The following is a 25305-nucleotide window of genomic DNA, read 5'->3' as shown; positions in this document are numbered from 1 at the left end:
AGCAAAGGCATTAAGTATTTTATAAACTATATTTTATTTAAAACATAATTTTGAATATCGAAATTTTATAGAATTTTATTACATAAACTACAACAATTATAGGCATTATAGATTGATTATTGGGCAAACGGCATCATCTGTTTTGCTTTACTCATTAGCCCTTACGCCAACTTGTAAACCTTGCCCGGCAGGGATATAATGATCCCTTGCATCTCCAGCGTTAGGATAACAATAGCGAGTTTACTCTGCTGGATGTTTAACACGCGTGCTAATTCATCAATTGCAAGCTGGCCGTTTGCCAATGCTGAAATAACCGATTGTTCATTTGGGGTAAGGTTAATTTGCAGGCTTACTTGTGTACAGGGTATTTTTTCAGTCACCTGATCATCCCAGCCCAGATAATAAATCAGGTCTTTGGCGTGGTTAACCAGTGCGGCCCTGTTGGTTTTAATCAGAAAGTTACATCCTTCAGAAAAGACATCGTTTGTTCTGCCCGGAAAAGCATAAACATCCTTGTTATACGAATTGGCTATTTCTGCGGTAATCAATGCTCCGCCTTTAATCGACGCTTCCACAACAATGGTTGCATCGGCAATTCCTGCTATAATGCGGTTTCGCTTAGGGAAGTTCTGGCGGTCGGGATTGGTTTGGGTTGGAAATTCGGATAATAATCCTCCATTCAGTACCATTTTCTGAGATACACTTCTATGTACCTGAGGATAGAGCCGATCCAGGCCATGCCCCAGTACCCCCACAGTGGAGATTTGATTACGCAGGCATTCTTTATGGGTGGCGACATCAATACCATACGCCAGGCCGCTTATAATCAATACATTATAAGGTGTCAATACTTCGCACAGCTGTTTGCACAACATTTTACCATATTCCGTTGCGTTACGGGTACCCACAATACTGACGATCCTGGGATGATTGAAATTTACAGTACCTTTAAAATAAAGCAGAACGGGCGCATCAGAACAATTTTTTAAACGTTGCGGGTAGTTTGGGTCTGTGTAAAAAAGCACCTCTATTCCGTGCTTTTCAACAAAAGCAAGTTCCTTTTCTGCTCTTTTTAAGGCATCAGTGTTCAGAATAGCATCAACTGTTCTTTCGCCTATTCCAGGAATTTGTAAAAGCTGCTTCCGGGACGCAGAGAAAACTTGCTCTGCACTGCCGCAATAAGCCAGTAAGCTTTTTGCACTCACTGGTCCGATAAATTTAATAAAGGTTAAAGCAATTTTGTGTAAGGTGCTCATTAATTTTCAGACTAAGGTTTAAATAAATGCGGGATGATTTATTTTCCTTAAAGAGCTACCTAAAAGTCGATATCGATTAAGCTTTTTATTGGAATATGAATATTGTTTTTTAACTGAATAAATTTCTCCGTTACCGACCAAACAGTTGTATCAACTTTTTTCGGTCCAATTGTAGTATTAAATGTAATGATGGCTTTAGATTTAAACTCGTTTCCAAGCCTTTGTGCTTCTTCTAATTTGCTTTTAAGCTCAGTGCCGTGATCTTCGGTAGCATTTACAATGTTCAGGTAGCCTATATGTTCTTTTTCTACAATTTCTATTGGCATAATTCTCTTTAACGATTAAGGTTAAACAAGCTTATTAAATTTTTGCTTAAAAAACAACCTTTAGAAACACATTTTTGTAACAAAAAAGAAAAAAAAACCAGCGCAAAAAGCGCTGGTTTTAAGAAGTATTTGGATTTATTTGTTTAGTTTTAATTTCCTGGTTTCAACCATCCCTTTAAATTCATGGTCAAGTTTTTCGGCCGCATTGTCTGATACAGCACGTGACAAACCCGAAGTGCTGCTTATCGTGTTATCTTTTACATAAGAGGTAAAAACGCCATTGGCAGAATAGTTCAGGGCCTGTGCTAAAAGCCTTTCAGCCGGATCTCCAAAATCTCTCGTTACATCATCCGCAATATCTTTGTCAACCATCATTCCGCTAAAATAACCCCCTTCATTGCGCTGATTTTTAGTTTCAAACTGAGGAATGTATAAATCGTTTTTATCAATGTGTAGGGCAAAGAAACCAACAGGTTTACCATATGTTGTTTTACCAATCAGTTTCACGTCCATCACTGGCTTCAGGTTATTGATCAATAACTCACTGGCCGAAGCAGTGCCGTTCAAAACCAGAAAGTATACCCGGTTCAGCGTATTTAATGTTCCTCTTTTGGCAAAGACTTCCTGATTTCCCGCAGCAGCAGTAGGCTGATAATCATAATCAAAGTATGAGTACAAGCGGGTCACCCCATCGGTACCTTTGGCATAGAATTTCTGATTTTGAAGAATCGTTGCAGCTTTGTTTTGCATCGTTTGAGTCCAATATGTCGTATACATCACCTTTCCGTTTTGCGAAGCCGGGGCAATGAGATTGGTAAATGCCTCTGATGTAGCTACCGAACCTCCACCATTATAACGTAAATCCACCACCAGCTCTGTAATGCCATCATTCGCGAACTGAGCAAAGGCAGCATCCAGCAAAGTAGCTGAATTGGTTGTAAAGCTGTTGAATACGATATACCCAACCTTTTTTGGCCCTACGGTATAGGTATGGCTATAAAGAACAGGATTGATATTGTAACTTGCCTTTGATAACGTAACATCCTGGGAGGTGCCATCGGGCTTGGTAACGGTTAAAGAAATTGAGGATGCTGTGCCAAAAACCGCATTTACAATATAGCTGATGTTCGTATCACTGGTAGAGATCGCAGTACTGCCGTTAATCTTGGTAATCCGGTAACCCCTTTTTAATCCTTGTACCGCTGCCGGCGAACTCGCATACACATACTTAATTCTAAGGTCATTGGCATCATTAAAGAATACGGAAAAACCAAAATCGCCGGCTACCCCTCCCAGTTCGCTGGCCACAGTACCATCATCAATAAAAGAGTATTTATCTTTACCTCCTGTACTTGGCAATGCCTTTATCGCCGTGAGGATAGCCGTATTTGAACTGTATTTTCGTGGATTGAAATCAGCATAGCTGGGCATTCCTGAATTCCAGTAATAGGTTTGCTGGGCATATAAATAAATAGAGTCTTTGGTTAGCTCATCGCGACTGGGACCTTCCGATTTTGATTTTTTACAGGATGAAGCAGCAATGAGTACCAACAGCGTCACACTCCAGATCGCGTGCTGATATAAAAACTTTTTTAACATAGGTTTTAATAAATTTCTGATGATACAATATACGCCAAATTACTTAATTGAGATTGTGTTTCATCATATTTATTCGCACCTACCACCAGTACCTTTCCAGCGCCTAACTCATTCGCTAAAAGTATATTATTAAATATTTCGCTCTTGGGTATCTTAAGCTCATCTTCAAAATAAACAGTTAGGTATTTTTCCAGCCCATTCCACTCGGTTTGCTTTATTTTATTCAACTGCTGAACCGGGTTTCCGGCGGTAACGATGAATATTTTCTTCCGGTCTACCACCAGTTCCTGCATAAATTGCAGCATATTCTGATAAAGCAAAAGCTTCAGCGGCAATCGGGCATTTTCATGAAGCAGGTCAAAGTTGTGGTGGTACTTTGGGTCAATATCAAATTTTGTTGCTGTTTTATGAAAAAGGTCATTTGCCCCGCTAATTTCAAATTCAGCCCGCATAAATTCAAGTATGGCCGCAGCTGGTTTTTGTTCGGAATATTCTATAAACTGCGCAAAAAGATAATATACCTGTAATAAATAATCTTTTTCCGGATACAATACATTGTCGAGCTCGAAGATAACAAGCCCTTTATCTGCGATATTAGGATGGCTATTCATGTTATATGGTAAATAAAGTTAGCTTTTCATCAGCATCATTATAGCCAAACACACCATTAATTTCATCGCTTTGCTTTACGAAAATCTCCTTACCGCTGGCAAAAATGCACTCCCCTTTTATGAAAATGCCGAAATTTTTGAAAGCCTTTTTTTCTGCAGTGAGGTATTGATTCAGCTCTTCTGCAGGAGGCGTTAAAACACCAACACCATACTCATCGAAAAGGACTGACGATTTAGCCAGGGGCTCTACCTCATAGTCATGAAGCGGAAGAACGGCATCTATGCCTTCAGTAATACAGAAATTAAGCAAAATATGCGCGATACTGTCTCTGTTGAGATCGCCTAGAGATTTGAAAGCGTAACTTTCCGTTAAAATAGCAGGTACTTCGCCATAATCGGCTAGCAGAACAAAGTGGCTTGGAAAAGCCTTCATGATTTTTAAGGCTTTAGCATTATTTCCACCAGTAATTAATATTTTCAAATTATATTATTTTGGATGAATGATTGAATTAATAGCTGAAATTGTGAATTGGACATCTGAAAACAACTGATTTTATACAATCAGTCCGTCTTTCATACTCACAACCCTGTCGCCGGTTTTAGCCAGATGCTCATTATGGGTAACAATTACAAAAGTCTGTTGAAAATTATCCCGCAGGGTGATAAACAACTGATGCAGGGCAGCAGCATTTTCCGAATCCAGATTTCCTGAGGGTTCATCGGCCAGAACAATTGATGGGTTATTCACCAGTGCCCTCGCGATGGCTACCCGTTGCTGCTCTCCCCCCGATAGCTGATTAGGTTTATGCTGAGCACGGTCTGCCAGACCAAACAAATCCAATAATTCCAGCGCACGTATTTCAGCCTGTTTCTTGTTTGTTTTAGCAATAAATGCCGGAATACACACATTTTCAATGGCGCTGAATTCGGGCAGAAGATGATGAAACTGAAAAACAAAGCCAATATTCCGGTTCCTGAAGGCACTTAATAAATCACCTTGAAGCTTGTTGACTACTGTTCCTTTGAGCGCTACAGTACCTTGATCAGGTTTGTCCAGCGTGCCCAAAATATGCAAAAGTGTGCTCTTACCTGCGCCTGATGGCCCTATAATACTCACAATTTCCCCTTTTTGTACTTCGAAATCTACCCCTTTTAATATCTGCAGATTTCCGTACGATTTAGTAATACCACTGGCTTTTAGCATGGTTCAAATTTAATAAAAAAGCTGAAAGACTAAAGCAGAAACACGAACGTACCAGGCATATTCGTGCTACCCGCAAAAGCGCCACAAAGTTTTGAATCACCAGAATCATAAAAATTATAAATAATGTTTGCACTTATCAATATCTTATTTAACTTTGAAAAACAAAGTACTTTTAAAATGAACAGCTCAGAAGAACAGTTAAACGCGTTGAAAGACATCAGACAAATGATGGACAGGTCATCCCGGTTTATTTCTTTAAGTGGCTTGTCAGGCGTATTCGCTGGCGTTATCGCGCTCATTGGAGCCTATTTTGCCCATGATGAAATTGATAAGTTTGTTAACCACCGGGGATATGGCTATGGTGTTAGCGGAGAAATGGACCTGGAGTTTAACCTGATTAAATTAGGTGTTTTTGTTTTGATCATTGCTTTGGCCGGAGGAGTATTGTTCACTTACAGAAAAAGTCAGAAAAATAACCTTCCCATCTGGGATAAGACTTCTAAATCTTTAATCATCAACTTATTTACGCCACTTGCGGCTGGCGGACTGTTTATCATTGCCCTGCTGATTAATCACCCCAATACTTACAGCATTATTGCTCCAACCTGCCTTATTTTTTACGGACTTGCCCTTATCAACGCCAGTAAATACACCTATAGTGATATTAAATACCTTGGTTATTGTGAGGTTATTTTAGGTCTTATTTGCCTATTCAACGCGGGATATGGCTTGTATTTCTGGGCCTTTGGTTTTGGTGTTTTACATATTGTTTATGGTCTTTTAATGTATTTCAAATACGAGAAAGGCAAATAGCATGAAAAACCCGATAGCAGATTTAAATAAAATTTTCGACAGCCGGATCAGATTGGGTGTGATGTCTATTCTGGTGGTAAATGACGAATTTGCGTTTAATGACTTGAAGCAAATGCTCGAGCTTACTGATGGTAATCTGGCTTCACACCTCACTACGCTGGAACAAGCTGAATTCATTAAGGTACATAAAGGATTTATTGGAAGAAAAACCAATACCACCTACTCTATTACTATGTTAGGCAGGCAGGCTTTCAAAGCGCACCTGGATGCCCTTGAAAAAATGATTAAGAAACTATAACCTATTTTTTTTGACTATATACTTTGAAATACAAAGCACTTTTAATACCTATAAACCATTGTAAATTATCAACTTATATGAATACAACAACAAACAAATCGAACTTTTTATTGCTATCTGCCTTGTTTGGCGCTTTGTTATTTAGCTTGCTCTTTTGGCAAGAGCGTTTAGCATTAAACCTGCTTATCTACACTGCCTTTCTAACTACCGTTACCTGGCTCAATCCTGATGTGGCCAAAACGCCTAAATTTTATTTATTTGCAGCTGCACAACTGCTGGCAGCTATCCTTGTTGTAATCAATAACTCGTTCCTGAGTTTAGCATCCTGTTACGTCAGTCTGGTCATTTTCATTGGGTTTAGTCATCATCAGCAAATCAGAACCATATTCACTGCTTTTTTGGCTACGATTTTACAAATGATTACCGTCCCTTTCAATACGGTTCGATATCTCAGTGAAATTAACATAGGTCGTTTTAACCTTAAACCACTCGTCAAACTCATGAAGTACGTTTTTATCCCTTTTATTATTTTCTTGATTTTCGCTTGCCTTTACTCCGCAGCTAACAGTGTTTTTGCTCATTATGGCAAAGCTTTGTTAACCAATATTGCCGATTTCTTCACAAGTATTTTTGGTTTTCTTTTTACCGACCTGAGCTTTCCACGGTTTATGCATTTCTGCTTCGGGCTAGTACTAACCAGTGCCTTCATTTTCACATTTTTCAACAAAGGGCTTCAAAATTTCGAATCTCAGTTTAAAGAACAACTATTTCGGATAAGAAAGAATATCAGCCAAAAAACCATCTGGTTTGAAGTAGTCAGCACATTCAGTGGCAATCTGCTCACCCGCAAACTGGCGCTTAAAACCGAGTTTATTACGGCATTGATTTCATTTAGCATATTAAATCTGCTGTTGATGTCTTTAAACGCCATTGATATAACCACGCTTTGGTTTGGGTATACCCCTGCGGGAAATTTCTCTGCCGATTTGCACGATGGCACTAATACCTTGATTTTTAGCATTCTACTTGCAATGGCCATTATCATCTATTTCTTTAGAGGAAATCTCAATTTCTATAAAAAAAGCAAAACGCTTAGGTTACTTACCTATATCTGGATAGTTCAGAACGCTTTACTGATTATCTCTGTACTGATCAGGGATGGTTATTACATTGAATTCTATGGGTTAACGCACAAAAGAATTGGTGTATTGGTATTTGCACTGCTTTGTAGCATTGGCCTGATCACCGTATATGTAAAAGTTGCCCGTCAAAAAACGTTTTTCTATCTCCTGAAAATTAACGGATACATCTGGTTTATTCTGCTATTAGCTTTCAGCAGTATCAATTGGGATGTTTTCATTGCGAAATACAATCTGTCAAGAGCAGGTTCGATCACCCTTGATGCCGGATACCTGCTGTCACTATCAGACAAAACCTTGCCTGAATTAGATAAAAACAGGTCCAAACTCATCTCATTAGATGGCAACAATACTTTTTACGCAAACCAGCTGAATGAACGGATTGGCTACTTCAAAGAACGCTACCAAAGTGTAAACTGGGTATCCTGGAATTTACCGGATTGGAGAACGGCTAAATATTTCAGTGTTCACACAGACCAAAAGGAAATACAACGATAGCTATTTCACTTTCTATACAATGATGTCGCCTTTGCCCCTTTCCTATAGTTTTAGGCTGTCCCGGTGCCCAGTGCAGCGGGGCTGGTAAACGTTTAACGCGTAAGCAATAATTTCAAAACAAAACATTAAATTTAAATATCATGAGAAATCAACAAACACTTCAGGGAAGCAAGCTAAGGATTACGATTATCCTGGCAACAACAGCAGTTTTGCTAAGCATCCCTCTCATTGCCATGCAATTTACAAATGAAGTTAAATGGACACCTTCCGATTTTGCGGTGGCTGCCATCCTGCTCTTGAGTACTGATATTGCCATAGAACTGGTTATCAGAAACCTGAGAACAGGCACCACCAGAACAATTATGCTGATTGTGATCCTGATCTCCCTGTTCCTGATCTGGGCTGAACTCGCTGTGGGTATCTTCGGTACACCCTTTGCCGGAAGTTAAACAACCCAATTCGAAGATTAACACAAAACGTTCATTTTATCGAAAAAATCGGAAATTAATATTTGTTTAAAGCCTTTAGAATTGTAGCTTTGGGCAAATTTTGTAGCAAATGAATATTCACGAATACCAGGGTAAACAAATATTAAAAAGTTTCGGTGTTAACGTTCAAGAAGGAATCGTTGCCGATACGCCTGAGCAAGCTGTTGAGGCTGCTAAGCAATTGAAAATTGATTATAACTCTGACTGGGTTGTAATTAAAGCGCAAATCCATGCAGGTGGCCGCGGTAAAGGTGGTGGTGTTAAATTAGCCAAAAACCTTGATGAAGTTAAACAGCGTGCAACTGATATTATCGGAATGCAATTGGTTACACCTCAAACTGGTCCGGAAGGAAAATTGGTGAACAAAATTTTAGTTGCTCAGGATGTTTATTATCCAGGTGCTTCTGAAACTAAAGAATTCTACATTTCAGTATTGTTAGATCGTGCGGCAGGCCGTAACATCATTATGTACAGTACCGAAGGTGGTATGGATATCGAAGAAGTTGCTGAGCATACCCCTCACTTGATCTTTAAAGAAGAGATTGACCCTAAAGTTGGCCTACAAGGTTTTCAGGCCCGTAAAATAGCTTTTAACTTAGGTGTTAGCGGAAATGCTTTCAAAGAAATGGTGAAGTTCGTTTCCGCATTATACAAAGCTTATGAAGCTACAGATTCTTCAATGTTTGAAATCAATCCTGTATTGAAAACATCTGATGATAAAGTAATTGCGGTTGATGCTAAAGTTAATTTAGATGAAAACGCATTATACCGTCATGCTGATTACGCTGCAATGCGCGATGTTTCAGAAGAAGATCCAATGGAAGTTGAAGCAAGTGCATCTAACTTAAACTTCGTGAACCTTGATGGTAATGTTGGTTGTATGGTTAACGGTGCTGGTTTGGCAATGGCAACCATGGATATTATTAAGTTAGCTGGTGGTGAGCCTGCAAACTTCTTAGACGTAGGTGGAACTGCAAATGCACAAACAGTTAAAGCGGCTTTCAATATCATTTTGAAAGACCCTAACGTTAAAGCAATTCTAATCAATATCTTCGGTGGTATTGTGCGTTGCGACCGTGTTGCCCAAGGTGTGATCGATGCTTACAAAGAAATCGGAAACATTCCCGTGCCAATCATCTGTCGTTTACAAGGTACTAACGCTGCTGAAGCCAAAGCATTAATTGATGAGTCAGGCCTTCAGGTTTACTCAGCAATCGCTTTAAAAGAAGCTGCTGATTTAGTAACTAAAGTATTGGCTGAACAAGCATAATCTTAAGCTAATATAAAATGTATTAAGAAGCCTTTCAGATGATCTGAAAGGCTTTTTTTTTGTAAATGCTAAGTGAATATATTAGCACTGGCACCATTTTAAATAAAGCGATTTGAGAGCCCTAGGCAGAAAAACCCTATTTTGAGACCATTAAAGCTGTTCAGGCCTGAATTCGAGGATATCACCCGGCTGACAGTCGAGTACTTGGCAGATTGACTCTAATGTCTCCAGCCTTATTGCTTTAGCCTTACCTGTCTTTAAAATAGATAAATTAGACATGGTAATCCCTACCCGCTCACTTAACTCAGTAAGTGACATTTTTCTTCGGGCAAGCATAACATCTAAATTTATAATGATGGGCATTCGTATTTTATTTTAAATGGTTAAATCAACTTCTTTTTTTAGTTTCTTCGCGTACTCTAATAAGCCATAAATAATATTGAAGATAATTATAACACCATAACCACCGTTTGAAAAAGGTCCTGATTGATCAAAAAATACAAACCTACCCTGGGTTAAATCACCAACATAACGGTCAAGTAATAGTTTGATGAGGACTTTAGGAACTAAAAAACAAAACATTCCTATAAAAATCAATCGCCCGAGATTCTTTTCAGTGAAATCTTCCAGCTCCACATTTTTATTTTTGGTAACCCAAAGTATTGAAAAGCATGAAATCATGTAGAATATAATAGTTCCTCCTCCATCTTCGTACATGCTATTACCTAAAACGATTGATTGAACTAATGTTGGTTTGATCTCGATCTTACCAACACCTGAATTAGTAAAATCCAAACCTCCAATATTTTCTGACTGAAGCGAAGAGGCTAATCTCACGGAAAATATAAGCGACTGATCAGAGTAATCTATAAAGGATCCTATAAGATTAATAACTATAGAGATGATACCGAAAGCAATCAAACAGATTGCAGAATTGCGGATGATTCGAGTATTTGTATTCATATAACCGTGTAGGATTAAGGATTTTAAACAGATACATTTTGCAATTTGACTGCTTTGGTAAACACCAAGCAACAATCATAACACCAGCAAAAAGCGTTTCTGGTTTTTATTGGATAGCGACCGAAATCAGAAAATGAACCACTGTATTGATTTTTGAGAAACGTCATCGTTCTATAATTATTTATACAGCAAACATAAAATAAAATACATTGAAAATCAAAACTTATTTATTGATTTACAATAAATATTATGTACAAATCAATAATTTATATAAAACCCAGCCAAAAATTCATTAAAACTAAATTGGAATGATTTTTGTTACAAGTAAAACTATAAAGAAGTTGTGCAAACAGTAACATTTTCAGCATTTTATCCTTTCGGATTAGTGTACAATTTCGTAACTTTGCAAACTCAATAATTAAAGAGCACACAAAACGTATAAATGAGACAACTCAAGATAACGCAATCCATTACCAATCGCGAAAGTCAATCTTTAGATAAATACTTACACGAAATTGGTAAAGTAGACTTAATAACAGCAGAAGAGGAAGTAATTTTAGCAAGAAAGATTCGTGAAGGCGACCAGGCTGCATTAGAGCGATTAACTAAAACTAACTTACGTTTCGTTGTATCTGTTGCAAAACAATATCAAAATCAGGGATTAACTTTAGGCGATTTAATTAACGAAGGTAACTTAGGTCTAATTAAGGCTGCGCGTCGTTTTGACGAAACTAAAGGTTTCAAATTCATATCATATGCTGTTTGGTGGATTCGTCAGTCCATTTTACAAGCCATTGCAGAGCAAAGTCGTATCGTACGTTTACCATTAAACCAGGTTGGTTCATTAAGCAAAATCAGTAAAGCTTTCTCTAAATTGGAGCAGGAATATGAGCGTGAGCCATCTCCGGAAGAACTGGCAGATATTTTAGAAACAACTGTTGATAAGATCTCTGATACTTTAAGTAACTCTGGCCGTCACGTATCGATGGATGCTCCTTTCGTTCAGGGTGAAGAAAATACATTATTGGATGTATTGGAAAATCATGAGCCAAATACAGATAGTTCATTAATCAATGAGTCCTTATCAGAAGAGATTAAACGTTCTTTATCTACTCTAACAGAAAGAGAAAGAGAAATCATTGTATTGTTCTTTGGACTGGGATCAAATCACCCTTTATCACTAGAGGAAATCGGAGAAAAATTCAATCTTACACGTGAACGTGTTCGTCAGATAAAAGATAAAGCGCTTCAACGCTTACGTCACACTTCAAGAAGTAAAATATTAAAATCTTATTTAGGTTAAGATAAACCTTCTGCAAAAACATAAAAAGGAACCAATATATATTGGTTCCTTTTTTTTTGTGCCATCCGGGATAAATAGTCTTATTCAGCCCCGTCCGTAGCGGCTATTTAAAAGGGGCTTAACAGAGAATCGACAGGCCGTTAACAGGGATTTGCCCCTACTAACCCCCTATTAACCCCCTGTAAAGCCCCTATTAATCCCCTGTTAACCAAAATGGCTGGTGCGCGCCGATGCGTAATCGGAAAACCTGATATTACAATCACAATAAATAATAATAGATACCGATTTTCAGAGATGATAGAAACTTTCCCTAAGTAATCTGACAAACAGTACCGTTGAGTAAAAAATTTCGTGACAAAAAAAAGACCAGCTAAAGCTGATCTGTGCTAGAAATACTTCCGTATTTAATTTACTAAAACAACAGATGTTTCACCGTTAAGCCATTGTTGATTAATTGCTTCAATGAATCGATACCAATCCTTAAATGTGTTTCCACATATTTTTCAGTTACACTACTATCGCTCTCTGCAGTTTTAACACCTTCGGGAATCATCGGCTGATCAGATACGAGCAATAATGCTCCAGCCGGAATTTTATTGGCGAATGAAGTGGTAAAAATTGTAGCAGTTTCCATATCAACTGCCATTGCCCGTAATGTTTTCAAATACTTTTTAAACTCTTTGTCATGCTCCCAAACCCTGCGGTTGGTGGTATAACATGTTCCTGTCCAGTAATCGCGTCCATGATCACGGATAGTGGTCGATATGGCTTTCTGCAACGCGAAGGCTGGCAATGCCGGCACCTCTGCGGGTAAATAGTCATTTGATGTTCCTTCTCCTCTTATAGCAGCAATCGGCAGAATCAGGTCACCAAGCTGGTTTTTCTTCTTTAAACCTCCACATTTACCTAAAAACAATACTGCTTTAGGTTTAATGGCTGTTAGTAAATCCATCATGGTAGCCGCCAGCGGACTTCCCATTCCGAAGTTGATAATGGTAATGCCATTTGCAGTTACACTTTGCATAGGCTTATCCAATCCCATTATAGGCGCATTGTCGTTCCATTCAGAAAACATGGTTACATATTTACTGAAGTTCGTTAACAGGATATAATCTCCAAACTGATCCAGCGGACGTCCGGTATAACGCGGAAGCCAGTTTTTTACAATTTCATCTTTCGACTTCAGTCCTGCTTTAACCGGACTTTCTACTTCTTTTACTTTTTTTGTCTGGGCGACTATGGCATCTTTTTTTACATCTTTTTCTTCATTCATAATTTCAGGTTTAGAGCTTTGCGGAGCGCTTAGCATTAACAAATACTATATTACAAAAAATCCTTCCCGATGTCGGGAAGGATTTGATTTTTTTTATGCAGCCTGTAGTTTTTTAAAGTCTGCCTTCTCAAATTTTTCTATCGCGTAATCGAGGTTTATCACCAGCTCCTTGACATCCGTCTGAGTGGGCGTATCGAACATTGCATCCAGCATAATCGCCTCACAAATGGATCTTAAACCGCGGGCACCAAGCTTATACTCCATTGCTTTATCAACAATAAAGTCTAGCACATCATCCTCAAAAACCAGCTTAACGTCTTCATAAGCAAAAAGCTTAATGTACTGCTTAATCAGTGAGTTTTTTGGTGCAGTTAAAATATTCCTTAGCGATTCTTTATCTAAGGGATTTAAGTGAGAAAGAACAGGAATACGACCAATTAGTTCCGGAATTAAACCAAAAGATTTCAGGTCCTGAGGGGTAATGTACTTGTAAAGGTTTTTAAGATCTAAAACAGTTTCATCTTTCTTTACTTTATACCCTACAGCCTGCGTACGCAAACGGTTGGCAATTTTACGTTCAATCCCGTCAAAAGCTCCTCCGCAAATAAACAGGATATTATTTGTGTTTACCGGAATCATTTTCTGGTCAGGATGTTTACGCCCGCCCTGAGGTGGTACATTTACAACTGTTCCTTCTAGTATCTTAAGCAAGGCCTGCTGAACACCCTCCCCTGAAACATCACGGGTAATAGAGGGATTATCGCTTTTACGCGCAACCTTATCAACCTCATCGATATATACAATACCACGTTCTGCAGCTGCAACGTCGTAATCAGCCGCCTGCAATAAACGGGTTAAAATACTTTCAACATCTTCTCCAACATAACCAGCCTCTGTTAATACAGTAGCATCGCAAATACAAAACGGCACGTGCAAAATCTTGGCTATTGTTTTAGCCAGCAATGTTTTACCAGTACCTGTTTCGCCCACCAACATAATGTTCGATTTCTCGATTTCAATTTCGTCTTTATCAACTTTTTGATTCAAACGCTTGTAGTGGTTGTAAACAGCAACCGACAATACCTTTTTGGCATCGTCCTGACCAATAACATATTGATCAAGATGTTGTTTAATTTCAAGAGGCTTTAACAAATTGATTGCCTCCTGAATATTTTTTGTCCCTTTGGTTCCTAATTCCTGCGCAAGCAACTGATTGGCTTGAGTAACACATTTATCACAGATAAATGCATCCATACCCTCAATTAACATTAACGTTTCATGCTTGCCAGAATGGCAGAATGAGCAACGAGATTCTTTAATTTGTTTCGCCATCTTTTTTCGAGTTTCTCGATAATACTTCATCAACCATACCAAATCCTTTTGCCTCATCGGCAGTCATCCAGTAATCGCGGTCTGAAGCTTTCTCCACCCAGTCGTAAGTCTGACCCGAGTGCTCAGAAATAATATCGTACAATTCCTTTTTCAATTTCAACATCTCTCTCAAGTTGATTTCCATATCAGATGCAACTCCTTGTGCGCCTCCCGATGGTTGGTGAATCATTACCCTTGAATGCGGTAAAGCTGCACGCTTTCCTTTAGCACCAGCCACCAATAATACAGCCCCCATAGATGCAGCCATACCGGTACAAATTGTAGCTACATCTGGCTGAATATATTGCATAGTATCATAAATACCTAAGCCTGCATATACTGAGCCACCTGGTGAGTTAATATAAATCTGAATATCCCTGTCAGCATCTGTTGATTGTAAAAACAACAACTGCGCCTGGATGATATTAGCATTTTGATCATAAATGGCATCACCTAAAAAGATGATACGGTCCATCATTAACCTTGAAAATACATCCATTTGAGCCACGTTTAACTGACGTTCCTCAATGATATATGGAGTCATATTCTGAGGATTTACATTAGCCTGTGCAATAAACTTATCTACGTGCAAACCGCCAATCCCCTGATGTTTAACGGCAAATTTTCTGAATTCTTGTGAATCTATGTTCATTATATGAGTTTTTTAATAGAGGGCATAGTGTTTGACTTTCATGTCCCCATAGTTTCATGGATAATATAAAACCAAAATATAAATAATATTTTAATTATAATGTTTTAATCAAAGAACATACCATGAAGATTTCACTGCCAATATAGCATGGTTATATACAGTAAGAGCAGCTCCGTGGAACTGCTCTTACCTTATATTTGCATCATTTGACTGTTGAAATTATTTCGCCAGTTCCACGAACTTATCGTAGTCGATGTCTTTTGGCTCTAAGGTCACGATCGATTTGATGTATTCGAAAGTTTTTAAAGCTTTTACCTCTTCGAAAGTACGGTTAGCATTCTCTTTTTCCTGTAAGAACTGTACAGCATATTGAGCTAACTGATCTTCAGGCAGCGGAGTAGGACTATACATTCTGAACTGCGCGTCTAGTTTAGCTTTAGCAGCCTGAACTACATCCTCATATTTAATTTCGATGCTGTTATCCTTGATGATTTTGTTTTCGATCAACGTCCATCTTAAGTTTTTAGCAAAGTCATCATAACCTTCAGCTAATTCCTCATCAGTAAGTTTTTCATTAGTAGCTTTTAACCAGCGACGTAAAAACTCATCAGGTAATTCAAGAGTATGTTTCTTTAAAAGTTCTTCATAAATATCGTTAGATAGTTTACGTTCGGCATCCTGTTTAAACATACCTTCAACTTCTTCCTGAATTTTAGTTCTGAAACCAGCTTCGTCGGTTACAGTACCCTCTCCGAATAATTTATCAAAAAACTCCTGATTTAAATCAGATTCCTCTAAACGGTTAACGTTTTTAACAGTTAACTGGAATTCTGACTTCAGTTCAGCAGCATCTTCTTCAGAAATATTAAGTGCTTTAGCGATAGCCGAGGCATCTTCAAAAGTTTTCTGAACATCGATCGTTACTACATCATCCTTTTTTAAACCAACCAAAGATTTAAGTACTTTCTTGTCTTTGATCAGATCTAAACGAATGGTTGCTGTATTGGAAATTCCACCTTCAAAAACAGTTCCGTCGGCGCCCAACTGTACCAGTTCAGCATATAAAACATCACCTTCGGCCGCAACTTCAGGATTTGTCATTTTGCCGTAGCTGCGACGGATATTTTTAACACGCTCTTCTAAAGTTTTTTCATCAGCTTTAACAACGTATTCAGTAAATTTATCTTTAGATGAAATGTTAACATCAAAAGCAGGCGCTAAGCCTAACTCATAGTCAAACTCAAACTCATCAGTGTAATCCCAGTTAAACTCACGTTCGTTATCCATTGTTGGCAATGGCTGGCCTAGTATTTCTAATTTTTGCTCGGCAATGTAGTTAGATAAAGTATCGTTTAATAAATTGTTTACCTCTTCTACCAGGATACTTTTACCGTACATTTTTTTAATGTGGCCAGCAGGAACCATTCCTTTACGGAAACCAGGTAATTGTGCTTTTTTAGCCTGGTCTTTAATAGCCTTTTCAACTTTTGCACTATAATCAGCAGGTGCGATTTTGATTTTTACAACAGCATTTAAGTTGCCGGTTTTTTCCTGTGTAATATTCATTTCTTTGTGAATGTTGTTTTTAAAAACAAAACCGTTCCGATTTTTAAATCGAAACGGCCTTTATCTTGTTGTGCGGAAGAAGGGACTCGAACCCCCACGCCGTGAAGCGCCAGATCCTAAGTCTGGTGCGGCTACCAATTACGCCACTTCCGCAGTTAGGATGTTGTAAGGACTGCAAAGATAGAAACCAGATTGAATAATCAAAAGCTATATCCAATATTTTTTCAATTTTTTCAGCCCGCCCCCGCTAACTACCTAATTTTTAAGCAGAAAAATTTAACATTCCAGGAATCATTGCTTTACATTACGGTTTCAATCAGATAATCTTTACCGTTAAATTTGAAGCTTTCTCCTTTTTCTTTACCAATCAACACCCTCCCTATCGGGGATGCCTGTGAAATGGCGAAAACTTTTTCACCATCAACAGTTAGTTCACCAGCGCTTATGCTAATGTAAAAACTACCTTCAGAGGTTATGACTAAACTACCGTTTTTAATCTTTTCGAAGCCTTCTGCTTTTTCCACCTGCTGCAACGCTATTTTCTGCTGACCAGCTTCGTAAAGCAATTTATTATTCCGGTCCATTTCCTGCTGCATCATTTCCCGGGTAGTTTCATACTTATCACCCGCACTGCTCTTGGTATCATCGTTCGAAGCCTGCCGGGCCTGCTGCAAGGAGTATTCAATATTTTCAATGCGATTTTGAATGAAGGTTAAACACAACTCGTAAAGCTGAGACTTTGAAATAGACATATGAATTAACAAAAAATTAAGATGGATAATAGTAAAGTCAGGTACAATTAAGGTGAATCAATTAACCTTCGATCCAGGTTACCTTTTCTTCAATCGAAGTGCGGTTTGACTTCCATGGCTGCTCATTGTGATAACCCATATAGAACAAACCTATGCATTTTTCATTTGCTTTCAGACCCAGAAATTCGCCTAATCCATCGATTAAGGGAGGGGAACTCCAGTAGGCTCCGACTTTCAAACTTTCCGCTGTAAGCGCCATGTTTTGCACTGCGCATGAAACTGCAGCAAGCTCTTCCCATTCGGGAATTTTACCGCTTACCGCCATATTGATTGCAATGATACAATCTGCCTGATCGGTCTTTTCTGCAAAACTGTCGTATTTTTTCTGAAGGAAGTTTTGCGGCGAAACCAGTTCTTTATAAAGCTTTCCCAGTTCTTCACCCAATTTCGCCAACGCTCCTTTTCTGATTACGGTAAAACGCCAGGGTTGGGTTAACTTATGTGTAGGCGCGTAATTAGCGGTTTCTAAAATCTGATTGATTACTTCAACGGGGATTTCCTTTTTAATATAGCTGGCAGGAAAAATACTGCGCCGTTCTTTTATCACTTTAACTATCGTTTCATATGCTGTACTCATTTGGTAAAAGTAGCTAAAAGCATAAAAATTAAAAGGGAAATGAAAAGATTTGACGTTGAAATAGCGTTTCGAATGATGAATTAGAAACCTTATCTTTGCGGCTTATTTAATAAAAGCATGATTTCAGTTTCTAATTTATCGTTAAGATACGGCAAGCGCACATTATTTGAGGATGTTAACTTAAAGTTTACGCAAGGCAACTGCTATGGCGTGATCGGCGCCAATGGTGCGGGTAAATCCACTTTCCTGAAAATCCTTTCGGGAGAGGTAAACCAAACTTCAGGTAGCGTAGCGTTTACTCCAGGTGAAAGAATGGCTGTTTTAAAGCAGAACCATTACGAATTTGATGAGTTTACGGTATTGGAAACGGTGATGATCGGCCATAAAGAACTTTATGCCATCATGAAAGAGAAAGATGCCATTTACATGAAAGAGGATTTCTCAGAGAAAGACGGCGAACGTGCCGGTGAACTGGAAAACCTTTTTGCTGAAATGGATGGCTGGAACATGGAAAGCAATGCTGCTACCATGCTGAGCAATTTGGGAATAACTGAAGATAATCACTATAAGTTATTGAAGGAGCTGGATAATACGCAAAAAGTACGCGTATTGCTTGCGCAGGCGCTTTTCGGTAATCCTGATATTTTATTACTGGATGAGCCTACCAACGATCTGGATATTGAAACCATTGCCTGGCTGGAAAACTTCCTGGCAGATTATCAGAACATTGTGTTGGTTGTATCTCACGACAGGCACTTTTTAGATGCAGTTTGTACGCATATTGTAGATATCGATTTCGCAAAAATGAGCATCTATACGGGTAACTACACTTTCTGGTACGAATCAAGCCAGCTGGCATTGAAACAACGTAGCGACCAGAACAAAAAGATGGAAGATAAAGTGAAGGAGCTGCAGGAGTTTATCCGCAGGTTTAGCGCCAACGCTTCTAAATCAAAACAGGCTACTTCGCGTAAAAAAGCCTTGGATAAAATCGATATCACTGAAATTAAAGCATCGAGCCGTAAATATCCTGCCATTATTTTCAACAACACAGGTCGTGAAGCTGGTGATCAGATTCTTCAGGTTGAAAATCTTGGTAAATCAGGTAATGATGGTATTTTATTCGATAAGGTTACCTTTATGGTAAATAAAGGCGATAAAATTGCCATATTATCTCAAAACAGTTTAGCTACCGCAGCATTTTACGATGTGTTGACGGGCAGAACCCCTGCCGACAAAGGTGAGTTTAAATGGGGCGTTACCATCAGCACGGCTGATATTCCAAATGATAACTCTGAATATTTTGCTGGTAAAGATGAGAACCTGGTTGACTGGCTTCGGGAATATTCCGGAACTGATGCTGACGAGCAATTTGTTCGCAGCTTTTTAGGCCGGATGTTGTTCTCAGGAGAAGAAGTATTGAAAAATGTTAAAGTGCTTTCAGGAGGCGAAAAAATGCGTTGTATGTTCTCCAGAATGATGCTGCAGCAAGCTAATTTGTTAATGTTCGATGAACCTACCAACCACCTTGACCTGGAATCAATTGAGGCACTAAACAACGGTATGAAAGATTTTAAAGGGGCAATTCTATTCACCTCACGAGATCACCAGTTAACAGAAACCGTTGCCAACCGCATCATCGAAGTTACCCCAAAAGGTACAATAGATAAACTGATGACGTACGACGAATACATTAACAATGCTGATGTAGCCAAGCTGCGTGAAGAAATGTATGCTTAGATAATTGCTATTGAACACACCGAAGAGCCGCATTTAACCATGCGGCTTTTTTATTTCCATAAAATTCTCAGGATGCTGTAGCGTTTCCAATACCTTAATCGTTTTATCAGAAAAAGCGTTAATGGCCATTAACCAATTTTATCACAAAAATTGATTTAAAACATTAAAATGAAAACTACTCTGAAAAACTTTAGCAAGACAACGAAAATTATATGCGCCCTCTTTGCAATAACACTATTTCTTTCTGCATGTAAAAAAGATTGGGGAGATTATTCAGATTCAGTCACAGTTGCCGGTATTGGATTTGTACACGCATCGCCGGGTACAGGTGCGCTTGATTTTATCGTAGACAACCAGAAGGCGAACAGTAAAGATTTCACCTATACCAAAGACCTTGGTTATTTTGGTGCTTACCCGGGTACCAGGTTATTTGGTGTAACAAAAAAAGATTCTACCAAATACCTCACTACTTCCAGTGTTGCCCTTCAATCAGGAATCTTCTATTCAGCATTTGTAGTCGACTTACTTCCTGCTCCAAAAATCTTAATTGTACAGGATGATCTGACTGCCCCGGCAACTGGAAAAGCTAAAATCCGTTTCATTAACTTAAGCCCTGATGCACCTGCACTGGATTTGGCAATCGACGGAACGGCAACAGCCCTCGTTACTGCAAAAGCATATAAAGAAGCTTCTACATTTGTTTCAATTGATCCTTCCGCTGGCTATACTTTTCAAATTAAAGAAGGTAATAGCGTAACCGCTACCCTACCATCCACTAAAATCGAGGCAGGTAAAATTTACACCCTATGGGCTAAAGGCTTAAAAAGCGCAACGGATAGCACAAAATTTGGCCTGGCAATACTAACGAACAAATAACACCTACATATGAAACGAATCTGACATCATCTTCGATAACAAGATGGTGTCATTTTCATTAAATTTGCATAGCAAATAAACTAATCTTTACTAAGTCCGCAAGGTTGATAAAAAAAATACTCAGTGTTGAGGAAATTATAAAGGGCTGCAAAAACAACGATAACAGCTGTAAAGAAATGATGTATAAATCATTTTATGGCTATTTAATGGGCATTATTTTACGTTATGTAAACAACAGTTATGATGGCGAAGAGCTTGTGAATGACTGTTTTATAAAGATATTTAAAAATATCGAAAGCTTTCAGCCCCCAAAAGAAACGACAGAACTATCAAAAACTTTTAAAGGGTGGATTGCGAAAATTGCATCAAGAACTGCGATAGACAAGTTACGTACATTGAAAAACCATTCGTACGTTGATGACCTTTCTGAAGATGAACATCCGGTTGGTCAGGCTTCGATAGCTTCTGATTTACATGTACAGGATATTTTGAAATTGCTGAACGAATTGCCCGACACGCACAGACTCGTTTTTAACCTATACGAAATCGAAGGATTTGCCCATGATGAGATTTCTAAAATGATGAACATACCTGAAAGCTCAAGCAGGGTTTACTTAACAAGGGCAAAGAATAAACTTCGGGCACTATATTTAAAAACACTGGTTAGTTCCTATGAGTAAAATGGATAAAGAATTAATTGACCATATCAAAAATAAACTTGCTTCGCATGAAGAGGTATATACTCCCGGGGCATGGGAGCGATTTGCCGCGCAGGAGGATAAGAAGCGAAGAGGTTTCTTCTATTGGCCGTTATGGTCTGCAGCAGCCATAATTTTGGTATTGGCTGGTATCTTTTTCTTACAAAACAATAAAACGAATCATCAAGACAGTATTGTAAAAAACCAGAAGCCGGATAACAATAAGCCTAACTATACCAAAAACAAGACATTAAACCAGCCCGAAGACGCTTTAGGTCACGCTACACCGAAGCATGCTCATACCCAAACCAGTGAGCGGGATATAAGGATCGCCCTAAACCCGGCTTTATCTAAAAATGAGAATAGTTTATTTACAGGGGCCACCGAACAAGCAAGCTTATCGGGCAACATCGGCAATGATGATTTAATTCATCCTTCCCAACTCACCGGTACCGTCTACTCAAACAGAATAGCGGTAACTCCTGCGGATTTGAATATGCAAATTTCAAACGGCAGGAAGCAAGCCGCTTCGAAGAAAGTTACTTTTGAGCAGCTGTTGGAACGGGATAGCTATAATAACAGGCTGGTAAAAAATGAGGTAACAAAAAGCCGCGATAAATGGGAACCTGGAGTATATGTTGCCCCATCGATGGGTAACGATAATAAGGTGAATATGAATTATGGTTTCTCTTTATCTTATCGGGTAAACGATAAGCTATCACTTAATTCAGGAATTGCCTACGCAGCATTAAGCAGTACGAGCGGCACTTCTTTATCAAACAGTAGTGTAATGAATGATGCACCGGCCGCTGCCAGCCTAAGTTCAAAATCATCAGCCTATAGTACTTCATCTAAAAACCTCGAGTCAGTAAATGCTGTATTAAACGGCATCAATATCCCATTGGAACTTAAATACAGCATTAGTAAGAAGATTTATACGGGCGTTGGGGTCTCGGCACTTGCCATTTTGAACAATAAACAAAATAATAATTACCTGGTAAGTAATACCCAAAATACCACTGTCGCCAATACCCTGGGCTATTCTGAACAGAAAATGCTGATTGTGACAGAACGTGTCTCCGAGCAACAGACTGAGTCGACATCGGTTACAGACAAATACATTGGCTTTTATAATTTTTCACTCGGATATAAGCAAAAAATTGCAGGCAAGAAAAGCTTTGCAGTCGAGCCTTTTTTACGGGTACCAATGAAAACTTTTTCTAAGGACAATTTAAACCTAACCAATGGTGGTTTAAGGTTAAAGTTAGATTTTTAGTACTAAGATGCAGTAGTAATGTACTCAGATGTTTTACGTAGCCCTAAAATACAAAGGCCTCAAATTGATATTTGAGGCCTTTGTTATATAGTTTACAATAATTATAAACCAGGGATTTTAAAACGCTTATGACTAGTGACCTGAATGGCCATCCGCTCCGTGCGCATGTCCGTGAGCCAACTCATCTTGAGTAGCTTCACGAACATTAAGGATTATTCCGCTAAACAATAAGTTTTTACCTGCCATAGGGTGATTTAAATCAACAGCAACAGATTCATCGTGAACTGCGGTTACGCCAGCTCTGAACTGGTTACCGTTATTGTCTTGCAAGGGAATAACATCTCCCACTGCAGGAACTTCGCCACCTGCTTCGGTAAACATTGTTTTCGGTAAATCTGCAAAAGCACCCGGATCAATTTCTCCGTAACCATCAGCTGCAGATAATTCAAATCCATATTCGTCACCAGTTTTTAAACCAGCTAAATGGTCTTCAAATTTAGGCAACATCATGCCTACGCCATATAAAAATACTAAAGGATTTTGCTCATCAGCTTTTTCAACAAAAACTTGTTGTCCTTCTTCGTTAGTAGTATGCAATTCATAAGTTAATGCAACTACTGAGTTTGGTGAAATATTCATTCAGATTTTTTTAATGTAAATACGCTAATGCTTCCTCAACAGTTTTCACCGGCAACTGGCATACTTTATTTCGGCAAATATAAACTTTTGTTTCATTGCTTTGCTTACCTTTTAACAGCGGCAGGTTACTTTTTGTTCCCCCCAATGTAATTTTATTTGGAATATAGTGGTTACTTAGCTCCATTTTTATGGCTCCGGCTTCCACCCCTGTAATGGCAATTTCGTTGATACCACAAATTTCATTTAGCAACTGAATAGCCCAATTCGAATAGGCAGATCCATAACTTTTTATTTTCGGTTCAATCGCGGCCAGCATTTCCGCCGCCTTTTCAGTATATGTTTCCTCATCAAATAAAAGTCCGAGTTTTTTCAGGTTGATAGCCATAACAGAATTGGAGGCAGGTATAACATTATCCATTACCTCGTGTTTCCGGGCAATTAAACTTTCACTTTCTGCAGAGGTGTAAAAAAACATAGGCGATGTAGCATCAGTAAAGTTACCAAGAACATAATCTGTTAACACCTTTGCATCATCGAGCCATCCCTCTTCAAAATCGTATTCATAAAGTGCAATCAAGGCTTCTATTAAAAAGGCATAGTCGTCCAAAAATGCAGTTATTGATGCCTTTCCATTTTTGAAATTGCGGTATAAGCCACCATTTTTCTGTTTTAAATTGCTTAAAATAAAACTAGTTGCCGTTTTTGCTTTTTGGTAATATTCTTCGTGATTTAAGATCTGCGCAACATCGGCCAATGCTTTAATCATCATACCGTTCCAGGCAGTTAAACACTTATCGTCCAGCCCTGGCCGTACCCGCTTATTCCTAACCTCCAGTAACTTTCGCTTAGCTACCTGAACTTTATCATAGAGAACTTCAGGACTAATACCATATTTTGCTATAATCAAATCATCTTCGATGGTTTTTCTCAGAATATTAGCCTGCTCTTCTTCCCAGTTTCCCTCTTCCGTAATATTGTAGTATTCTCCAATCAGCTGCGCATCTTCGCCCAGGATAAGATCAAATTCTTCCTTTTGCCATATGTAGAATTTACCCTCTACCCCTTCACTATCAGCATCCAATGCGGAATAAAACAAACCCTCTGCCGATGTCATTTCATTAAATACCCATGAAATACTTTCAGTCACAATTTGTTTGAAAGAATCAAAACGCGTGCACTGATAAGCTTCAGCATAAAGGCTGATCAGCTGAGCATTGTCATATAGCATTTTCTCAAAATGCGGAACATGCCAGCGATCATCGACCGAGTATCTGGCAAAACCACCTCCTATCTGGTCGTAAATACCACCTCTGCTCATTTCTTCAAGCGTATGGCAAACAGCCGTAAAAACAGATTGTTCATTTTTTAGAAAACCATAGCGAAGCAGAAATACCCAGTTGTTAGGCAGAGGAAATTTTGGTGCACGATTATATCCTCCCAGTCCGATGTCAAAGTGCCGTTTCCAGGGTTCAACAATGTTGGTCAGATTTACATCTGTATATGCTGCCGTACCCTGACCTGGAATAATTGTTTCGCTCTCCTTAATTCCTGCAGTAAGCCGGTCAGCATATTGCAGCGCTTTTTCAGGCTCATGCGACCAAAGTTTAGCCACATTCTCCAGAATATTAATCCAATCACTTTTCCGGAAATAAGTGCCCCCATAAACCGGCCGCTGGTCGGGCAGGCAAATGCAGTTTAAAGGCCAGCCCCCGCTTCCCGTCATCAGCTGAATGGCATACATGTAAATCTGATCGATATCCGGACGCTCTTCCCGGTCTACTTTTATGCATACATAGTTACGGTTCATCACCTCTGCTACTTCATGATTTTCGAAACTTTCCCGCTCCATTACATGGCACCAATGGCATGCCGAGTATCCAATGCTCACCAAAATGAGCTTGTTTTCTGCTTTTGCCTTCTCCAGTGCCTCAGGGCCCCATTCATGCCATTCCACCGGGTTATAGGCATGTTGTAAAAGGTATGGCGATGAGGCGTGAATCAAACTGTTTGGCTCTGACATGGTGCGGAGGTATGATGTTTAAAAGGGTTATGATGAA

General features: G+C 38.9%; 26 protein-coding genes and 1 tRNA gene. 10 read left to right on the top strand and 17 right to left on the bottom strand.

Annotated elements, in window-relative coordinates; translation table 11 throughout:
• Positions 1-161: 161 nt before the first annotated feature.
• The 6 genes from dprA to R2Q80_RS16750 all read right to left on the bottom strand — a co-directional run bounded on the left by dprA (position 162) and on the right by R2Q80_RS16750 (position 4996).
• Complete coding sequence (dprA, locus tag R2Q80_RS16775; RefSeq protein WP_316800707.1) at positions 162-1256, bottom strand: DNA-processing protein DprA; 1095 nt, start codon at positions 1254-1256, stop codon at positions 162-164.
• A 59-nt stretch (positions 1257-1315) separates the two neighbouring features.
• Entirely contained in the window at positions 1316-1582 is a 267-nt protein-coding gene (locus R2Q80_RS16770; RefSeq protein ID WP_053058371.1) for a hypothetical protein, read from the bottom strand.
• Between the two features lie 135 nt (positions 1583-1717).
• A complete protein-coding gene (locus R2Q80_RS16765; protein ID WP_316800706.1) occupies positions 1718-3181 on the bottom strand; it encodes a S41 family peptidase in 1464 nt (487 codons plus the stop codon).
• Positions 3182-3186: 5 nt separating this feature from the next.
• Positions 3187-3792 (bottom strand): HAD hydrolase-like protein, encoded by a 606-nt coding sequence (locus R2Q80_RS16760; RefSeq protein ID WP_316800705.1) that lies wholly within the window; start codon positions 3790-3792, stop codon positions 3187-3189.
• Between the two features lies 1 nt (position 3793).
• The gene (locus R2Q80_RS16755) at positions 3794-4273 is read right to left on the bottom strand and encodes a hypothetical protein (RefSeq protein ID WP_316800704.1); all 480 of its coding nucleotides are present in this window, start codon (positions 4271-4273) and stop codon (positions 3794-3796) included.
• 72 nt (positions 4274-4345) lie between these two features.
• Positions 4346-4996: an ABC transporter ATP-binding protein gene (locus tag R2Q80_RS16750; RefSeq protein WP_316800703.1), complete on the bottom strand. Its 651-nt coding sequence runs from the start codon at positions 4994-4996 to the stop codon at positions 4346-4348.
• 123 nt (positions 4997-5119) lie between these two features.
• On the opposite strand from R2Q80_RS16750, the gene R2Q80_RS16745 reads away from it, so the two are divergent.
• The 5 genes from R2Q80_RS16745 to sucC all read left to right on the top strand — a co-directional run bounded on the left by R2Q80_RS16745 (position 5120) and on the right by sucC (position 9502).
• Positions 5120-5809: a hypothetical protein gene (locus R2Q80_RS16745; protein ID WP_316800702.1), complete on the top strand. Its 690-nt coding sequence runs from the start codon at positions 5120-5122 to the stop codon at positions 5807-5809.
• A 1-nt stretch (position 5810) separates the two neighbouring features.
• Positions 5811-6107, top strand: a complete 297-nt coding sequence (locus R2Q80_RS16740) for a transcriptional regulator (RefSeq protein ID WP_316800701.1) — start codon at positions 5811-5813, stop codon at positions 6105-6107.
• Positions 6108-6184: 77 nt separating this feature from the next.
• Complete coding sequence (locus tag R2Q80_RS16735) at positions 6185-7744, top strand: DUF4173 domain-containing protein (protein ID WP_316800700.1); 1560 nt, start codon at positions 6185-6187, stop codon at positions 7742-7744.
• Between the two features lie 140 nt (positions 7745-7884).
• Positions 7885-8193: a hypothetical protein gene (locus R2Q80_RS16730; RefSeq protein WP_316800699.1), complete on the top strand. Its 309-nt coding sequence runs from the start codon at positions 7885-7887 to the stop codon at positions 8191-8193.
• Positions 8194-8302: 109 nt separating this feature from the next.
• The gene (sucC, locus tag R2Q80_RS16725; protein WP_047799323.1) at positions 8303-9502 is read left to right on the top strand and encodes an ADP-forming succinate--CoA ligase subunit beta; all 1200 of its coding nucleotides are present in this window, start codon (positions 8303-8305) and stop codon (positions 9500-9502) included.
• A gap of 150 nt (positions 9503-9652) precedes the next feature.
• Here the strand turns inward: sucC and R2Q80_RS16720 are convergent, their stop codons facing one another.
• Positions 9653-9865, bottom strand: a complete 213-nt coding sequence (locus R2Q80_RS16720) for a helix-turn-helix transcriptional regulator (protein ID WP_316800698.1) — start codon at positions 9863-9865, stop codon at positions 9653-9655.
• Positions 9866-9877: 12 nt separating this feature from the next.
• Positions 9878-10465, bottom strand: coding sequence for a hypothetical protein (locus R2Q80_RS16715; RefSeq protein WP_316800697.1), 588 nt, complete (start codon positions 10463-10465; stop codon positions 9878-9880).
• Between the two features lie 442 nt (positions 10466-10907).
• Here R2Q80_RS16715 and R2Q80_RS16710 point away from each other — a divergent pair, with 442 nt between their 5' ends.
• A complete protein-coding gene (locus R2Q80_RS16710) occupies positions 10908-11768 on the top strand; it encodes an RNA polymerase sigma factor RpoD/SigA (RefSeq protein ID WP_047799327.1) in 861 nt (286 codons plus the stop codon).
• A gap of 412 nt (positions 11769-12180) precedes the next feature.
• Here R2Q80_RS16710 and R2Q80_RS16705 read toward each other — a convergent pair whose 3' ends face one another.
• From R2Q80_RS16705 to R2Q80_RS16675, 7 genes are all read right to left on the bottom strand, one after another.
• Positions 12181-13041: an AMP nucleosidase gene (locus tag R2Q80_RS16705; RefSeq protein ID WP_047799561.1), complete on the bottom strand. Its 861-nt coding sequence runs from the start codon at positions 13039-13041 to the stop codon at positions 12181-12183.
• Between the two features lie 93 nt (positions 13042-13134).
• A complete protein-coding gene (gene clpX / locus R2Q80_RS16700; protein WP_410478755.1) occupies positions 13135-14403 on the bottom strand; it encodes an ATP-dependent Clp protease ATP-binding subunit ClpX in 1269 nt (422 codons plus the stop codon).
• Complete coding sequence (gene clpP / locus R2Q80_RS16695) at positions 14357-15064, bottom strand: ATP-dependent Clp endopeptidase proteolytic subunit ClpP (RefSeq protein ID WP_316800695.1); 708 nt, start codon at positions 15062-15064, stop codon at positions 14357-14359. Before clpP ends, clpX begins: the two co-directional genes overlap by 47 nt.
• 219 nt (positions 15065-15283) lie before the next feature.
• On the bottom strand, positions 15284-16630 hold the full coding sequence (gene tig, locus R2Q80_RS16690) for a trigger factor (protein ID WP_316800694.1): 1347 nt from the start codon (positions 16628-16630) through the stop codon (positions 15284-15286).
• 71 nt (positions 16631-16701) lie between these two features.
• Positions 16702-16783: transfer RNA gene (locus R2Q80_RS16685), tRNA-Leu, on the bottom strand.
• A gap of 146 nt (positions 16784-16929) precedes the next feature.
• Positions 16930-17382, bottom strand: coding sequence for a 3-oxoacyl-ACP synthase (locus R2Q80_RS16680; RefSeq protein ID WP_316800693.1), 453 nt, complete (start codon positions 17380-17382; stop codon positions 16930-16932).
• A gap of 61 nt (positions 17383-17443) precedes the next feature.
• Entirely contained in the window at positions 17444-18019 is a 576-nt protein-coding gene (locus R2Q80_RS16675) for a nitroreductase (RefSeq protein WP_316800692.1), read from the bottom strand.
• A 117-nt stretch (positions 18020-18136) separates the two neighbouring features.
• Between R2Q80_RS16675 and R2Q80_RS16670 the strand changes: the two genes are divergently transcribed.
• From R2Q80_RS16670 to R2Q80_RS16655, 4 genes are all read left to right on the top strand, one after another.
• Positions 18137-19759 (top strand): ABC-F family ATP-binding cassette domain-containing protein, encoded by a 1623-nt coding sequence (locus R2Q80_RS16670; protein ID WP_316800691.1) that lies wholly within the window; start codon positions 18137-18139, stop codon positions 19757-19759.
• A 168-nt stretch (positions 19760-19927) separates the two neighbouring features.
• Entirely contained in the window at positions 19928-20635 is a 708-nt protein-coding gene (locus tag R2Q80_RS16665) for a DUF4397 domain-containing protein (protein ID WP_316800690.1), read from the top strand.
• A 176-nt stretch (positions 20636-20811) separates the two neighbouring features.
• The gene (locus R2Q80_RS16660; protein ID WP_316800689.1) at positions 20812-21315 is read left to right on the top strand and encodes an RNA polymerase sigma factor; all 504 of its coding nucleotides are present in this window, start codon (positions 20812-20814) and stop codon (positions 21313-21315) included.
• Complete coding sequence (locus R2Q80_RS16655) at positions 21308-22609, top strand: hypothetical protein (RefSeq protein ID WP_316800688.1); 1302 nt, start codon at positions 21308-21310, stop codon at positions 22607-22609. Before R2Q80_RS16660 ends, R2Q80_RS16655 begins: the two co-directional genes overlap by 8 nt.
• Before the next feature lie 132 nt (positions 22610-22741).
• Here the strand turns inward: R2Q80_RS16655 and R2Q80_RS16650 are convergent, their stop codons facing one another.
• Complete coding sequence (locus R2Q80_RS16650) at positions 22742-23248, bottom strand: peptidylprolyl isomerase (protein ID WP_316800687.1); 507 nt, start codon at positions 23246-23248, stop codon at positions 22742-22744.
• 10 nt (positions 23249-23258) lie between these two features.
• Complete coding sequence (locus R2Q80_RS16645; protein ID WP_316800686.1) at positions 23259-25268, bottom strand: thioredoxin domain-containing protein; 2010 nt, start codon at positions 25266-25268, stop codon at positions 23259-23261.
• Between the last annotated feature and the right edge of the window lie 37 nt (positions 25269-25305).

The sequence above is a fragment of the Pedobacter frigidisoli genome (assembly GCF_032678525.1).
Taxonomy (GTDB): Bacteria; Bacteroidota; Bacteroidia; order Sphingobacteriales; family Sphingobacteriaceae; genus Pedobacter; species Pedobacter frigidisoli_A.
This window is presented reverse-complemented; position numbering and strand designations above follow the sequence as displayed.